Source organism: Mycobacterium senriense, from assembly GCF_019668465.1.
Lineage (GTDB): Bacteria > Actinomycetota > Actinomycetes > Mycobacteriales > Mycobacteriaceae > Mycobacterium > Mycobacterium senriense.
Genome location: NZ_AP024828.1, coordinates 1,847,485 through 1,862,209, shown reverse-complemented (window position 1 = coordinate 1,862,209; position 14,725 = coordinate 1,847,485). Strand labels below are relative to the sequence as shown.

Genomic DNA, 14,725 nt, shown 5'->3' with positions numbered 1-14,725 from the left:
TCTCTCCGATCTACTTAGGTGCCGGGTCGCGTGGCAGGCCCAGAATGCGTTCGGCGACCAGGTTTCTCACAATTTCCGACGTGCCGCCCGCGATCGTCAGGCACCGGCTGAACAGATAGTCGTGTACGACGTCGGGTTCCTCTCCGACCAGGATGGCCCGGTCGGCAATTCGCAGCGCCAACTCTGCCACCCGCTGAGCGTGCTCGGCCCCGAACAATTTGGCGATGTTGCCTTCGACGCCGGGCCCGGCGTCGAAGACGGCTCGGGCGGCCTGTCGCAGATTCAGCGTGGCCAAGGTGTAGGACTCGATCAGCAGCGCACCGACCTCGCGGGCGATGCCAGTGTCACCGGGCCGATGGCGGGCCAGCAGATCGATCAAAGCGCCGGCGGTCATGGTGACCGAGCCGCCGCCGATCGACACGCGCTCGTTGCCGAAGGCAGCCATCGCTACACTCCACCCGTCGTTGACACCGCCGACCACATCACGATCGGGCACGAAAACGTCGTCGAAGAAGACTTCGTTGAATAGCGTCTCGCCGGTGATCTCGGTGAGCGGGCGAATGCGCACGGCCGGGTCGGCGAGGTCGATGATCATCGCCGTGATGCCTTTGTGCTTGCGCACGTTCGGATCGGTGCGCACGGTGGCCAGACCGCGTTGGCAGTTCACCGCATCACTGGTCCACACCTTCTGACCGTTGACCACCCAGCCACCGTCGACCCGACTGGCCTTGGTAGCAACCGCCGCCGCGTCCGAGCCGGCGCCAGGCTCGCTGAACAGCTGGCACCACCGCAGGTCACCCTCCAGGCTCGGCCAGATCAGTCGCTCGACTTGTTCAGGACTACCGTGTTGCAGCAGCGTTGGGACCACCCATTCACCGAGACCAAGACTGGGTTTATCCAAACCGTCCAGGGTGTCCTCGATGATGAGCTGCTCTACGCTGTCGGCGACCCGGCCGTACGGAGTGGGCCAATGTGGTTGAAGATAACCGCTGCGCGCCCAGAGCCTTTGGTGATCGTCGGCGTCGGCCGCCTCCAGTTCTGCCCGGAAATCCAGTGCGGCCTGGCGATACTGTTCGGCGCCCTCGGGCAGGTCGACCGACTGGCGTCGGCGAACGCCGTCGCGTTGCAGCGCGATGACTTTGTCCCGCAACGCATCCTGGTCGCCGGCGAAGGTTTGCAGGACGGTAGCCCGTCTGATGTAGAGGTGAGCGTTGTGCTCCCAGGTGTACCCGATGCCGCCATGCACCTGCACGTTCTGCAAGGCCACCCGCTGATAAGCGGTCAACGCATGTCCGGCCGCCATGGTCGCGGCCAGCTCGGCCTCCGCACCATCGGCACGAGCCGCGTCCCAGGTCGCGGCGACTGCGAGTTCGGTGTCGACAAGCATGTTCGCGCAATGATGTTTGACTGCTTGAAACGAGCCGATAGTTCTGCCGAACTGCTCGCGGCCGGCGGCGTAAGCCGTCGCCATCTCGGTGCACGCGCTCAACCCGCCAACCGCCTCGGCTGCGGCCAGCAGTCGAAGGATCCGCGTCGCCGTCCCAGCCGCGCCCGGGAGGATCTCGAGTACCGGTGCCGAGTTCAGGCCGAGTACCACCACCGGGGCCAGCAGCCGATCTACCGATTCGATAGTCCGAACGCTGACGCCCTCACCGGCTGCCAGCAGCACCAGGTCGTCACCGGCGGGAAGCAGAAACAGGTCCGCACCTGACTCGGCCAGTGCCGGTACCGCAGCGGCAGTGACCGCCGAATCCCTAACGACAGCACCGCCGTCGGTGCCGATCCCTGTGATCACGTCACCGGACACCAGCCGCGGCAACCACCGTTCCCGCTGCCCGTCCGTCCCGACTTCAGCGATCACCGCAGACACTGCGACCGTGGGCAGGAAGGGTCCGGCCATCGCCGCGCGGCCCAGTTGCTCCAACACGATCGTCAGTTCAGGCAGACCGTAACCCTGGCCGTCGAATCGTTCGTCGATATGCAGGCCAAGCCAGCCGGTGGAGACCATCTCTTTCCAGAGTCCGTCGGTGGACCACCAGCGGTCGCTCTTCTCACGGTCGAGCAGGATCCGGCGGGCGCCCGCGGTGCCGGCACGCCCGGCGACCATTGCGGCCGCTACTTCGGCGAGGGCGCGATGATCTTCGGTGATCGCCAATGGCATCAGCGGCTCTCCAATCTGCTCACCAGGGTGTACCGAACCGCTCGCGGCATGTCAGCGATGTGGCCGGGCGGCGGCGAGGCGGTGAGAGCTTGCGTCCGGGCAGACCGACATAGACTGCGGCCATCGGGATCAGATTCTGTGGCAGTTCCAACAGCTCCCGCACCTGATCGACACCAAACGTGGTCAAGCCGGTGGTCAAACACGAACCGTAGCCAAGGTCGGCGGCAGCCAGAAGCATATTCTGCACAGCCGGGTAAATCGACGGCGGCGCATAGATCTCCGGCACCCGGTCCGTATCAGCGCATACCACGATGACCACCGGCGCCGCAGCGAAACCGCCTTTACTGCAACCGAACTCGAGGTCAGCAACCAATGCCTTGTCTTCGACGCTCTGCTTGACGAAGTCACCTCCGCCCGCGTTCCATGTTTCTGTCCACCACGCCGCGAGGAGAGCGCGGTTGCGGTCGTCGCGGACTACGATGAACGTCCAAGGCTGGGTGTTTTCCGCGCTCGGTGCGTGCACCGCGGCGGCGAGCATCTGCTCGACGTCGGAATCGGGTACCTTGCCGTCCGGATCAAAACGACGACACGCGCGTTGAGCGTGGATGACAGCAAGTAAGTCGCCCACTAGCTGTCCGCCAGAACGCGTTTGCCGCGTGGCGCCCATCCGGTGAGAGAGATGGTGGTCAGATCGAGCCACTCCCCTAGTGACAGCGTTCCGGCCATGACCCGTTTCAAGAATTCCGCCATCACGACGTCGGGTTCGTTGTCCAGCTCGTAAATCACCATGTAGCGGTGCGTCGGCGGCGGCAACTGAGCGGGCAACTCCTGGTCATCCGGGACTTTCAGTTCGACGATGTCGTAACGCTGGGCGGCAACAACTCCCGGGACGTCGAGAACCTCCGGCAAGTGCTGAGCGTCGTACCACTTGTTGAAGGTGTCATCTTGACCCTCGATCGGGTTGGTGAGCGCTATGAACAGATTCGGAGCCACGTCGGATACCTTTCGCAACGGCCGGGATCACCTCACACTATGACAGTCAACTGTCATAGTCAACGCGGCGGCGGGCCGGTGAGACTCGACCTCTCGAGGTAGGCGTAGCCGGTCTCCCCGCCCCACGTCACCTCGGCCCAGCTGACGGTGTAGGCCTGTGCCGGATTCACCAGCCCATAGGGCAGGCCGTCGGCCATCGACATCCACAGCGATGAGCAGACGGTGGCCTCGATAGGCTGACCGTCGAGCTTGCAGCCAAATTGCTCACCGTCGCGCTGCAACACCGCCGGCGGCGGAATCTCCTCCAGTGTCACGTGTCGCAGTGAACCGTCGGTGACCGCGTAAGCACCCTGCAGCGTGATACGCCCGTCGCGGGCCCAATACCTGCAGAACCCGAATGCGCGGCCGCTGGGCATGACTCCCCCGGCGATGACGTGGCCGCCCCAGTCGCTGAGAGTGTCGGCCCCGCGTGGCCCACGCGAATGATCGCGCCAGCCACCACCATCGAACCGGAAGGTCTCCGATCCTACGGTCACCTCGCCGACGACACGGGTGAGTTGCTCGTAGTGTTCTCTGGCCCAGCTCTGTTCGGCGATTCCGGCGCCCGAGTCGGTCGGCGGACCGGCCTCGGCGTCCCACACCGGAGTCACACCGTGCACCTCCAGATCCAGGCGAACGTGGGTCTTCGGCCCGTCGGGCAATGGTGCGGAGCGCATCGCGTCATAGGGAGACCGCAGACAGAATCCGTCAAAAGTAATGTGCCATTTCACGAACGGCTCTTCACACCGGAAAGCCAGATTGGCTCCCGCGGGCCGGCGCTCGGGCACAGTGCGGTGATACGCCCACATGGACAACACTCCCTGATCCGCGGGCAGCGCGATGAGGACGCGGTCCTCCCACATCTCCCACATGTCGGCAACTGTGCCCAGATGCAGCCACATGCCGATATCGTGCCCAGGGTCGTAGGGCGTGAATAGCAGATTCTCGGTCCAGCCCGGCACCGGCGGGCAACTGGTCACGACTTGCTCTTTGGCCGCGGGCAGACCCGAAGAGAGCGCGCTCACTTCTGCACCGCGGACCGGGACCGGGCCAGCACCGCGATCTCACCGGTGGTCCCGTCCACCCGCACGAGGTCGCCGCTGCGTAATGCCGTGGTGCCGTTGCCTGTTCCGACCACGCACGTGATACCGAGCTCGCGCGCGACGATCGCCCCGTGACTGGCGGGACTGCCGATGTCGGTTACCAGGGCACCCGCCAGCGAGACCAAGGCGGTCCAGCCAGGGTCGACGAACTTGCAGACCAGTACCTCGCCGTCGTCGAGGGTGTCTTGGGATTCCGGGTCGACCACCACTCTTACGATGCCTTCGAAGATCCCTGGGCCTGCGGGAGTTCCGCGAATGACGGCATCTTGTGCGGGCGGCGCGGCCGATCTTTGGATGGCCTCCGGCATCCCGGTGAAAACCGACGGCACCTCAAGGCTCCGGTACGCCTCGCGCCGGGTTCGGCGAAACTCCACCAATTCGCGCACGTTCGCGGGCAGCGGAGCCAGCAGTTCGTCCACGGTCAGGTAACAAGCGTCGTCAACCCGATCCAGCGTCCCGGCGTCGACCAGCTCAGCACCGAACCCGCCGGCTGCCGCGCGGCATCCGTCAACGGCGGTCAAGAACGCGGCCTTGGTCAGTTCTACGGCTCGCACCTGAGCCCCCGTCGATGCCAGCAGGCGACACACTAACAGGCGTCGCGCCGCGGGAAGCGTTGAGAGCAAGTCGGCCTCGGCTTTCCGGCGCGTCGCGGCTGCACGTTCTGCACGCACCGCCGGGCGGTCGGACTCGGGCCTGCCGCTGTGCGCGGCGGCCGCACGCAGGACCGCGTCTGGGTCCTCCCGCCACGAATGACCGATCACATTGCCCTCGTTAGGACCATGAAAACCGTGCCGAGAAACAAACTCGTCCAACGTGATCCGGCCGTGCCCCAACGACCACACGTCATCGGCCAATTCGGTTTCGATCACGCCGCCATACCCGGCCAACAGCGCCGGCACCAGATCACCACGACCCGCCTTGACGGCAATCGATTCGACCTGTGCGCGAAACACATTGAGGATGAGACGAGTACGAACATGCACCCGCATCGCCGCACTGAACCGGTAGGAGGAATCAGTGAGCAGATTGCGCGGGTCAGGCCATCGTCCAGTTAGTACGGTTGCCCGCCACCAGTCCATCTGGCGCTGGTGTAGGCGGCGCGGAGCAGACCGCGCTCGTGCCAGCACCAACGGCGCCTTGACGATGACTGCCGGTAACCGGCGGGGGTCGCTACGGGTCGGAGCCGCATCAGGCCGCACTGCGCCCAACAAGTCGCGTTCGAAGTCATCCCCGGTCATTCCGGGCAGCAACCCGGCGAGTTCGCGGGCGCGATCGACATTCATAGCCTGTCTGCCGAAGAAGCAGGCTGTGCTCCACTGATTCGGGTCGTCCGGTACCCGAAGTGCCGATGACCCCAGCACTCCGAAGTCGTAGAGGCCGCCGCGGGAAGCGAACTCGACACCGGTCCCCCAGAGTGACCAGCACAGCGGAGAGAGGATGTCCGGCGTCGCTTCGCCAACGTTCGTCAGAGTCCAGAGGCGATGGGGTTCGCTCCTGCCCCGGATCGGATCGGTCAAGGGCACCTTAGGGCCGGTGTGCATGGTTCTCCTAATCGTATCGCTTGACAGTAGACTGTCATATCACCAGCCGATTGTCGCACCAGACTAGCTGCCAATTCCGCCAATTTGAATCCTCGAACGCAGCGGACTCAGGTCTTGACGGGTGACAGTAGACTGTCATAATGGGCGAGCCGGGACCCAGGTACGATCGGGTCGCCAGTCGGCGCTCCGCCACCGGGCCATGAAATCGGAAGGCGCCAGATGAGATTCACCGTGTACCTCCCCAACTGCATGCACGTCGCCGCGATCACGCAGCCCTGGGAACACCAACTCACCGGCGCCCACATCGCGCGAGTTGCCCAGCATGCCGAGCAGCTGGGCTATTCGATGGTGTTCCTACCCGAACACTTCCTCACCCCGAGTGGTCACGTCGCGTTGTCCGGCGACCACTACTTCGACGCCACCACCGCCCAGGCCTTCGTCGCGGGCGCAACTTCGACGATCACCATCGGATCGATGGTCACGATCTTGCCGTTGCACAACCCGATCATCGCCGCGAAACAGATCGCAACGTTCGATTGGCTCAGTGGCGGTCGGGCCCAGACCACTGTCGGTGTCGGTTGGCTCAAGGAGGAGTATGACGCGATCGGCGTCCCCTTCTCCCAGCGTGGCCGCATAGCGGACGAGTGTCTTGAGGCGATGTTCGAGTTGTGGCACAGCGATTCGCCAAGCTTCGACGGCGACTTCGTCAAGTTCGACGACATCGCGTTCGGGCCCAAGCCCATCTCCAAGCCCCACCCGACGGTGTGGATGGGTGGGGACGCCGACGCGGTGCTGCGCCGCGCGGCTCGGTTCGGTAACGGCTGGGCACCATGGCTGACCAAGCCCGACGAGCTGCCTGCCAAGATGGACTACCTACGCTCGCAGCCCGGGTTCGACGACCGGCCGTTCTCCCTGTTCTACAGCCTGGCAGTGCTGTCGATCGGTCAGGAGCACACCGTCGTCGACGACCCCAATGCGCATTTTGGCCAGAGCGCCCAGCAGGTCATCGACAACTGCAACATGCTGGCCGAGCGCGGCGTCACGGATACCTGGGTGAATCCGCCAGAGCTGAAAGGTCTTAACGCCTACCTCGACCATATGCAATGGGTAGCGGAGGAAATAATCCCGAAGGTCGGCTGAGCCTTAGCGGCAGCCGCCAGATTACTGGCGCCGCGCCGACGGCGTGATGCACAGCGGTACCGATTGCAGGGACATCGTCCCGGTCGGCCACGGCATCTGTGGCGGCTTGCCCAGCGCAAGAGTGTATTCGGGGATGCGTGAATGCCACTCCTCGAGGATGAGGCGGAGCTCGAGACGCGCCAGGTGTGAGCCGAGACAGCGGTGCGGTCCACGCCCGAAAGCGAAATGCACGGCCTTGCTGTCGAGATGAATCTCGTCGGCGTCCTCGTATCGGCGCGGATCGCGGTCGGCGCTGCCATAACTGAGCATCACCGTGGTGTCCTTCGGCACCAACCTGCCTGCCACTTCCACCTCCTCGGTGGTGACACGTGGCGCGAACGGTACCGGGCCGTCGACACGCAGAATCTCTTCGACGAACGCCGGAATGAGTGTGAAGTCGTGCGCGATACGCCGGCGCATCTCGTCGTCGGCCGCCAGCCGGGCCAGGGAGAACCCGACGGCAGAGGTGACGGTATCGAGGCCGGCCAGCACGAACATGAAGCACAGACCCAGGATTTCGTTGTCGGACATTCCGCCCTCGTCGGTGTCCTGGATCAGCTGGGTGAGCATGTCGTCACCGCTCGCATCGGCGCGCCGCTCGGCGATGTGCTCGGTCAGATAGCCGAATAATTCCAGCGCATGAGCCATCACCTCCGGGGTAGCCTCGGTGCTGCTCGGATCAGTGAACTGCAGAATCGCATTCTTCCACTGCACCAGCCGGTCGCGGTCGGCCATGGGCAGCCCGAAGAGTGTCAAAAAAACCTGCGAGGGAAACGGTGTCCCGAGATCGGGAACCACGTCGCACTCGCCGCGAGCAACAATCGCGTCGATCAATTCGCCAGCCTGCCGGCGTAACTCGGGCTCACGCTCGGCCATCTTCTTCGGACTGAAGAACGGGTCGAGCATGCGCCGGAAGCGGGTGTGATCTGGTGGATCAATCGCGATCGGTACCAACGGAACCGGACTTCCCAGCCGGTCAAAAGCCCTTGCCGAAGAGAAGATTTCAGGCTTCTTCGCCGCAAACTCGACAGCCTCGGCGCTGGTGAGCACGATCTCCTCGCCCGAACTCACCGCCTCACCGGCCTCCCGCAGCTCGCGCCACCCACGCGTGCGGTCTTCCGCAAAGGGCAGATCGTTGATGTTGAACGTTCCGGTTGTGCCGAGCTCGGTCATCGAGACGGAGATCCTCTCTACCCCGCGCCAGCCGGCGCTTGGGTCGTTTGACAGTCAACTGTCATAAATTGGAAGTATCGTTGGTGCAACGGCAGGTGTCAACGATGTGCCGTCACCCGTGATCGTTGTACTGTCGGGACAGTCGTACGCAGGAGGAGGTTGGGCAATGGCCCGGGGCGACCGATCACCGCGCGACGCGCACGCGGACCGGGTCCGCAATGCTCTGCTCAACGCCGCCCTGAACCTGTTCAGCACGAACGGGTACGACGAGACCACCACGGACCAGATCGCGGAGAGCGTCGGCGTCTCACCGAGAACCTTCTTCCGCTACTTCCCCACCAAAGAGTCGGTGCTCTTCTTCGGTGAGTACGACTTCATCGACGCGGTCAGCGGCGTTTACCTGGCTCAACCGGAGAAGGCATCCGATTTCGAGGCATTGGCCAATTCGTTCGCTCTGCTGGCGCCGGGCCTCAAGCGCATCCGCAAACGGATCGCGCAATACCACGACGCCGTTGCATCGTCGCTGGTGCTGCTGGGCCGCGAGCGTAAAAACCATGAGGCCAACGCCGAGACCGTCGCCAAGGTGATCGCCGAACGACGCCGATTGCCGGCACCCGACAGCGAATGCCGGCTCTTGGCGGCTGTCGGCATGCTCCTGGTCGAGCGCGCCCTCAACCAGTGGCTGTCAACACCGGGTCGCTCGCTTGATGACTTGATCCGCCAGGAATTCGCCGCGCTACCCGCGGTCCTCAAATAGCCGTAGCCTAACGATCGGCCATCCGGGTGCCATCGGGGCAGTGGCGGGGCGTCCCCGGTCCGCAGTACTGAGTACGCAGATAGCTTGGATAAGTTTGGGTCGGACCGGCGTAGAAGCCGGCGAGGTTCACCGGCACGTCGTACACACCGATCGCCACCACGTGCAAAAAGCCGGTCACCGCCAGCACCCTGAGCAGTCCTCTGATCCCTGGCCCGGCCCACCGCAACGTTTCCACGCCCGCCTCGACCCGGATTCTGCCGTCATGGTTGCGGAAAAACATCAGCGCGCCACTCGAGCTCAGCACCAGCGACCACAGGATGGGGCCGTACAGCGGAATCTGCACGGTTTGACCCGCCCACAACGTGACGCCGGGAATCGACGCCGGGTAGCCGAGCAGACCGTGGCGCACGGCAAAGATCTCGAGCGGGAACTCGATCACGTACACCGTGAGCCAACCGGCACAGAAGGTGCGGACGGGTCCCAATGTCGGCCACCTGTTCCGGGCCCGACCCATGCCCCAGCGGGCGAGCGAGCCCATGGCCAGCGGCATCCAGACGTAGATCATTCCGATCATCAGCACAGGTTCGGCCATCAGTCGACCGTCGGGGCTGAGCCAGCCGGGGATGTTCTGCGTCCAGTTGCCGAAGTTGACCAGCCCGGCGTTGTAGAACAATGCCGGCTGAAACCAGTTGATCAACGGGTCGTGCCACCAGGCGATCGCCGAGCCGATCACGATAGCGGCTTCGACACAGAGTTGACGCTCGTGGATGCTCTTGCGGACTACGTAGACGATCGCGATCAACGCCAGTATCGGACAGCCGATCTGGAAGGCGGTCATCGCCAAACGAGTGGCTCCGGGGATCGGGTCCGGCCCCGGATTCACCGGTGTCGCATTGCCAGACGCTATCCAAGAGATGTAGACGTAGGCGGCGATGACGACGAAAACCGCACCGACGCTCGACCAGAACAGCACCGGCCGAATAGTCTTGATCCGCGCGGGCTCGATGGCCGGCGACTCTGCCTTTTCAGGCGACTTCAGATCCGTCACTGCGCAACTCCTTTGGCACGACTAACCAAAGATGACAGTTCACTGTCACAGTGTCAACATCCTGCATCGGATGCCAGATGCGGCTATCGGTACAGGCGATTCATCAGTGCAGCGGCGTCAAGTTCCTCGACGGCCGCACCGGCCCGCCGAAAGGCGGCGTCGGCATTCTGTTGCGCCTGCAGACCGGGCCAATTGATCGTCATCGCCGTGGCATCCCAGGCTTCGGCGGCAAAAAGGCGATACCGGTCGAACGCGGCGTCGAAGGCCGGTACGTCCTGCACTCCACCGGCGCGCAGACCTTCCAGGTACTGCTCGATGAGATCGCGCTCCGCTGAACGGCGCATCTCGGGTTCGAGGCCAGTGGTCATCCAGTAGGACACCTCCCGTAGCCCTGGCCCTCGCCAAACCACTTGCCAGTCAAGAAGTCCGGACCATCCATCAGCCCACGCGAAGGTGTTGCCCAGATGCGAGTCGCCGTGCAACAGGGTCAACGGCCCGGACTCGAACTCCCGGTAGTACGCATCGGCGTGCCGGTCGAGAGCCGCCGCGACAGCGCGCACCGCGGGCGTCACCTCGGGACGTTCCCGGCGCAGCGCGCCGCGGCGCCCACGAGAGTAGAACGTCTTCAACACGCCGTATCCCGGCCGGGTGCTCCACGTTCGGATCCAGGACAGGTCCCCGACCAACCGCGGGCTCTCCCAAAATCGGGCATGCAACGTCGCAAAGGCGTCGATCAGTCCCTGCGCGTGGCCGATGTCGCACCTGTCGGCCAATGCGTACGGCCGACCGCCGGCGGCAACGACATCCTCGACGAGCACGATCAGGAATCGAGCTCCCACCCCGGCACGCGCATACCAGGAGCGCGGGGTGACGCCGCCGAGTTCGTCGGCAGCCTCGTTGTAGAAGCGTGCCTCGTTGACGGCCATTCCCAACGCCGCCACCATGGTGCGGTTCTTTGCCGACAGCGGGGTGCTCTTGAGGAACAGATGCTCGGGCAGTCCCGCCGCCCGACCCGCGTCGTTCCATTCAACCGCCATGCGCCGACGGTCTGTCGTGCCCGTTGTGCCGTCCAGCGGTGAAATCCGCTGCGCCACAGCACCTGGCGTCGTGCCTGCTAGGTGTTTCGTCAACCATTCGGCGGTGACATCCGCTGCTGACGACGGGCCGGATCCGGGCAGTGTCGGCAAGACTGCGGCGACAAGCTCCCCCGCCGCGGTGAGATTCGCTGCCGCCGCACTGGCACGGTGACGCAGCGTTCGAGTCGACATACAGCGACGCCCCCATCGCAGATTCTGGTGACAAACCAAATATAGTGAACTAGGTTACACACGTACGAAGAACGTGATGGAGCCCGATCCCGCCCTTGCTTGCTGAGAGGCAACGATGCTTTTCGCCATGTCACAGCTGGCGCCACCGGCGACCCTCCATCCATCCGGTGTCTGGTTCTTCAACTGGGTGATACCGATCGCCGGCAGCATTTTCATCGTTCTGACGATCGCCGATGTCATCCGGCGGCGTCGCCTGACGTGGGGGTTTCTGTTCCTGTTCAACAGCCTCGCGGTGTACTGGATGGAGACGATCGGTGACTGGGGCCAGATGCTGTTCTACAGTCCGGCTTTCGCACAACACCATCTGCTCGAGTGGCTGCCGATCAAGACGCCCAACGATCCGTTGTTCATGCCATTCGCGTACGCGGTGTATTGGGGAGTGCACGCGATCCTGGTGCTGTGGCTGAGTCAATGGGTATCCACGCGGTTCGGCTGGAGCATGCTCAAATCCATGCTGGTGCTTGCGATTCCGGTCAACTACGTCTGGGACTTCGTGGTCGAGGGCACCGCTACGGCATTGGGTTGGTGGACATATGATCCCGGCATCGGACCCGTTCTCCAGTGGGGCAACGGGGGTCGCATCACGCTGCTCTGGACCATCGGCATCATGTGTGTGTGGCCCAACCTGATCGCCTACTGGGCCGGTAAACCGCCGGTTCGCGGCCTCAACCATTTCGAGCGATTCTGCCGCTTGGATCGTTTCACTGTCCCTCGGACCGGGTCGCATCCGACCGGCCACGCCGAAAGTCGGGGCGGAACGGCCTTGGCTGCCAGGCAAGCGGTCTTGACCAAACAGCAAGAATTCGACGGTTACCTCAACTACGACGTGGTGATTCCGCGGTGGCGGTTCGAACTCATGCGGCTCGGCGCGTGGTTCATCGTCTTCCAAGTCACCTTCTTCGTCTTCCTGATCATTCCGCTGGTGGTGTTGCGCACCGTGACCGGCGCCGACAGCCCCTACGTTCCGTGATCCGAAAGGAGTCGCGGTGGCAAGCGACCGCATGAAAGATCTGGCCCCCGAGTTCTTCCTGCCTCCGCAGACCGATGCAGCGCTGCGCCGAGAGACCGTCCGTCTTGTTGCGGCATGCGTGGCGTTCATCGTGATTCTCGGCGCCGTCGTGGCGCTGACGCAAGGCATCGTCATCACGGTGTGATGCCATGGCCGGACGGCGACTCATCTAACATTGGTGTCACTTCAAGCGAAGAGGTGATGAGTGTGACGTCGGAGCGTTTGGTGGTCTGCGCGAGCCACAGCCCGGGCAAGGAACGCGATGTCGAACACGCCTTCGGTCGCCGGTTCCGCTCGGCACTGACATCAGCGGCCGAGCAAGCGCAGAAGTTCGATCCCGACGTCGTCGTTGTGTTCGGCGGCGACCATCGTCGGGCATTCCGCCACGTGGTGCCCGCCTTCGGGGTGGCGCTGTCCGCGTCGATTCTGGCCGAGGGCGGCCATCCGTCCGGCGACCTGGATGTCCCGTCCACGTTGGCACGCGAGCTGTGTGAACACCTGCTGTCGGCCGGGTTCGACGTCGCCGCATGTCGGGACATCGGGCTGGATCACGCGTTCGCGCAACCTGTTCGGGACTTACTCGGGGAGTTGGCCATCAAGCCGGTGATCCCGGTGCCGGTGAACTGTGCCACAGCTCCGCTGCCCAACGGTCGCCGGGTCGCTGAATTCGGCGCGGAAGTCGGCCGGTTCCTAGACGGGATCGCAGAGCGGGTGCTGGTGATCGGCACCGGAGGGTTGTCACATTCACCGCCGAGTCTCGAGGCCGACACCTACGACCTCAGCGACGAAGACCGGGCGCGCATCATCGCCGAGGGTATGGCGGACGCGCGTACCAAGATCCGTCCCGATTGGGACGGCGAAGTGTTGGATGCAATGTCGACTTGGGATGTCGCCGCGTTGGTTCAACTCGTGGACACCGCCCACGCCCGCGCCGGTGCGGGCGCCAACGAGGTCCGGACCTGGCTTGCCGCCGGCGCGGCAGGTGGCGGCCGGCCGGTCACGCCGTTGGTCTACGAGCCGGTGCCGGAATGGATCACCGGAATGGCCGTCGCGGCCTCCCACCTGACCAGTCCAGCCGTCATCTGACACTGCGTACACATAGTTTTTGGGTACGTAATATGCTATTCGGATTGAAGACCACAAACTAATATCGTTCTTCTGACATCTTCGTCATATCATCCGGAGGCACCGCATGACGAATGCCCCGTTGGCGGGCATCACTGTGGTGAGCCTCGAACAGGCAGTCGCGGCGCCATATGCGACCCGCCAACTCGCGGATCTCGGCGCGCGGGTGATCAAGGTCGAGCGACCGCAGGGCGGCGACTTCGCCCGTGGCTACGACCGCGCTGTACACGGCGAGTCGAGCTATTTCGTCTGGCTCAATCGCGGCAAAGAGTCGTTGACCGTAGACGTCAAACAACCCGAAGGCAGACGCATCGTCCATCGTCTGCTGGAAAGCGCCGACGTGCTGGTACAGAACCTGGGACCGGGCGCCGCGGCCCGGCTGGGATTGGACGCCGAATCGGTTTCCCGCACGCACCCCCAGACCGTTACGGCCACCATCAGCGGCTACGGTCAGGACGGCCCATGGAGCGACCGCAAAGCGTACGACCTCCTTGTACAGGCCGAGGCGGGACTTTTATCGGTGACCGGCTCGCCGGACGAAGTGGCGCGCACCGGTGTATCGATCGCCGATATCGCTGCCGGCATGTTCACCTTCTCCGCGATCCTCACCGCCCTCTACACGCGCGCCACGACCGGTGCGATACATCCGGTATCAGTGTCGTTGTTCGACGCGTTGGTCGAATGGATGTCCCAACCGCTCTACTACGGTCGATACGGTGGAACGGCGCCGAAACGTACGGGCGCGCGACATCCAACGATCGCTCCGTACGGCCCGTTCACGGCGGGCGACGGCGGAACCGTGTTGCTCGCCGTACAGAACCCAGCCGAATGGCAACGGCTCTGCGAGACCGTCTTGGACAGAGCGGGTCTCGTCGCCGACCCGCGATTCGCCACGAATCCCGATAGGGTGGCGAACCGCGACGAGTTGGAGGCGATCATCGCTGCGGCGGCCGCGCGGCTGAGCGTTGAAGAGCTCGAGAAGCGCCTACAGACGGCCGGCGTGGCACATGCCCGGATGAATGATGTGGACCAATTGTGGCTGCATCCAGTGCTCGTCGGCCGGGACCGGTGGCAGGAGGTTCAGACACCGGGCGGTCCGGCGGCCGCGCTGCCGCCGCCCGCTGCCTTGGCCGGCGTCGATCCGTTGATCGGCGACGTGCCCGCGCTGGGTGAGCACAGCCGAAAAATATTGTGCGACTTGGGATATTCGATGAATGCGATCGATCAGCTGGTCGCCCAAGGTGTTACGACCGCATAGCGGAGCCCGTT

At 64.1% G+C, this 14,725-nt stretch carries 14 protein-coding genes; 6 read left to right on the top strand and 8 right to left on the bottom strand.

Annotation, left to right across the window (positions count from 1 at the left end):
* Positions 1 to 10 precede the first annotated feature (10 nt).
* From MTY59_RS08875 to MTY59_RS08855, 5 genes are read right to left on the bottom strand one after another with little or no spacing between them, the layout of a single operon-like run.
* Complete coding sequence (locus tag MTY59_RS08875; RefSeq protein WP_221045322.1) at positions 11 to 2,161, bottom strand: acyl-CoA dehydrogenase family protein; 2,151 nt, start codon at positions 2,159 to 2,161, stop codon at positions 11 to 13.
* 19 nt (positions 2,162 to 2,180) lie between these two features.
* Positions 2,181 to 2,789: a nitroreductase family protein gene (locus MTY59_RS08870; RefSeq protein WP_202284241.1), complete on the bottom strand. Its 609-nt coding sequence runs from the start codon at positions 2,787 to 2,789 to the stop codon at positions 2,181 to 2,183.
* Positions 2,789 to 3,154 carry a DUF4286 family protein gene (locus tag MTY59_RS08865; RefSeq protein WP_044488583.1) on the bottom strand — a complete coding sequence of 122 codons (366 nt, stop codon included), beginning with the start codon at positions 3,152 to 3,154 and terminating at the stop codon, positions 2,789 to 2,791. Before MTY59_RS08865 ends, MTY59_RS08870 begins: the two co-directional genes overlap by 1 nt.
* A 59-nt stretch (positions 3,155 to 3,213) precedes the next feature.
* Positions 3,214 to 4,218 (bottom strand): DUF7064 domain-containing protein, encoded by a 1,005-nt coding sequence (locus MTY59_RS08860; RefSeq protein ID WP_221045321.1) that lies wholly within the window; start codon positions 4,216 to 4,218, stop codon positions 3,214 to 3,216.
* Positions 4,215 to 5,579 carry a PEP-utilizing enzyme gene (locus MTY59_RS08855; protein ID WP_250160765.1) on the bottom strand — a complete coding sequence of 455 codons (1,365 nt, stop codon included), beginning with the start codon at positions 5,577 to 5,579 and terminating at the stop codon, positions 4,215 to 4,217. Before MTY59_RS08855 ends, MTY59_RS08860 begins: the two co-directional genes overlap by 4 nt.
* Before the next feature lie 477 nt (positions 5,580 to 6,056).
* Between MTY59_RS08855 and MTY59_RS08850 the strand changes: the two genes are divergently transcribed.
* Positions 6,057 to 6,977, top strand: a complete 921-nt coding sequence (locus MTY59_RS08850) for a TIGR03619 family F420-dependent LLM class oxidoreductase (RefSeq protein WP_202284244.1) — start codon at positions 6,057 to 6,059, stop codon at positions 6,975 to 6,977.
* 21 nt (positions 6,978 to 6,998) lie between these two features.
* Here MTY59_RS08850 and MTY59_RS08845 read toward each other — a convergent pair whose 3' ends face one another.
* Entirely contained in the window at positions 6,999 to 8,189 is a 1,191-nt protein-coding gene (locus MTY59_RS08845) for a cytochrome P450 (RefSeq protein ID WP_202284245.1), read from the bottom strand.
* A 166-nt stretch (positions 8,190 to 8,355) separates the two neighbouring features.
* Here MTY59_RS08845 and MTY59_RS08840 point away from each other — a divergent pair, with 166 nt between their 5' ends.
* Positions 8,356 to 8,946, top strand: coding sequence for a TetR family transcriptional regulator (locus MTY59_RS08840; RefSeq protein ID WP_036473862.1), 591 nt, complete (start codon positions 8,356 to 8,358; stop codon positions 8,944 to 8,946).
* 7 nt (positions 8,947 to 8,953) lie between these two features.
* Here the strand turns inward: MTY59_RS08840 and MTY59_RS08835 are convergent, their stop codons facing one another.
* Positions 8,954 to 9,994, bottom strand: a complete 1,041-nt coding sequence (locus MTY59_RS08835; RefSeq protein ID WP_221045320.1) for a spirocyclase AveC family protein — start codon at positions 9,992 to 9,994, stop codon at positions 8,954 to 8,956.
* 83 nt (positions 9,995 to 10,077) lie between these two features.
* Positions 10,078 to 11,031: a protein kinase family protein gene (locus MTY59_RS08830; RefSeq protein ID WP_237394120.1), complete on the bottom strand. Its 954-nt coding sequence runs from the start codon at positions 11,029 to 11,031 to the stop codon at positions 10,078 to 10,080.
* Positions 11,032 to 11,377: 346 nt separating this feature from the next.
* On the opposite strand from MTY59_RS08830, the gene MTY59_RS08825 reads away from it, so the two are divergent.
* The 4 genes from MTY59_RS08825 (at position 11,378) to MTY59_RS08810 (ending at position 14,714) form a co-directional block, all read left to right on the top strand.
* Complete coding sequence (locus MTY59_RS08825) at positions 11,378 to 12,292, top strand: spirocyclase AveC family protein (protein WP_202284248.1); 915 nt, start codon at positions 11,378 to 11,380, stop codon at positions 12,290 to 12,292.
* 31 nt (positions 12,293 to 12,323) lie between these two features.
* The gene (locus MTY59_RS08820; protein ID WP_420029214.1) at positions 12,324 to 12,476 is read left to right on the top strand and encodes a DUF7156 family protein; all 153 of its coding nucleotides are present in this window, start codon (positions 12,324 to 12,326) and stop codon (positions 12,474 to 12,476) included.
* A 56-nt stretch (positions 12,477 to 12,532) separates the two neighbouring features.
* On the top strand, positions 12,533 to 13,417 hold the full coding sequence (locus MTY59_RS08815; RefSeq protein ID WP_202284249.1) for a 3-carboxyethylcatechol 2,3-dioxygenase: 885 nt from the start codon (positions 12,533 to 12,535) through the stop codon (positions 13,415 to 13,417).
* A gap of 106 nt (positions 13,418 to 13,523) precedes the next feature.
* Complete coding sequence (locus MTY59_RS08810) at positions 13,524 to 14,714, top strand: CaiB/BaiF CoA transferase family protein (RefSeq protein ID WP_221045319.1); 1,191 nt, start codon at positions 13,524 to 13,526, stop codon at positions 14,712 to 14,714.
* Positions 14,715 to 14,725 lie beyond the last annotated feature (11 nt).

Coding starts and splice junctions, on each gene's coding strand:
- MTY59_RS08825 (WP_202284248.1), top strand. CDS start 11,378: ATGCTTTTCGCCATGTCACAGCTGGCGCCACCGGCGACCCTCCATCCA.
- MTY59_RS08810 (WP_221045319.1), top strand. CDS start 13,524: ATGACGAATGCCCCGTTGGCGGGCATCACTGTGGTGAGCCTCGAACAG.
- MTY59_RS08820 (WP_420029214.1), top strand. CDS start 12,324: ATGAAAGATCTGGCCCCCGAGTTCTTCCTGCCTCCGCAGACCGATGCA.
- MTY59_RS08840 (WP_036473862.1), top strand. CDS start 8,356: ATGGCCCGGGGCGACCGATCACCGCGCGACGCGCACGCGGACCGGGTC.
- MTY59_RS08845 (WP_202284245.1), bottom strand. CDS start 8,189: ATGACCGAGCTCGGCACAACCGGAACGTTCAACATCAACGATCTGCCC.
- MTY59_RS08815 (WP_202284249.1), top strand. CDS start 12,533: ATGAGTGTGACGTCGGAGCGTTTGGTGGTCTGCGCGAGCCACAGCCCG.
- MTY59_RS08875 (WP_221045322.1), bottom strand. CDS start 2,161: ATGCCATTGGCGATCACCGAAGATCATCGCGCCCTCGCCGAAGTAGCG.
- MTY59_RS08850 (WP_202284244.1), top strand. CDS start 6,057: ATGAGATTCACCGTGTACCTCCCCAACTGCATGCACGTCGCCGCGATC.
- MTY59_RS08855 (WP_250160765.1), bottom strand. CDS start 5,579: ATGAATGTCGATCGCGCCCGCGAACTCGCCGGGTTGCTGCCCGGAATG.
- MTY59_RS08830 (WP_237394120.1), bottom strand. CDS start 11,031: ATGGCGGTTGAATGGAACGACGCGGGTCGGGCGGCGGGACTGCCCGAG.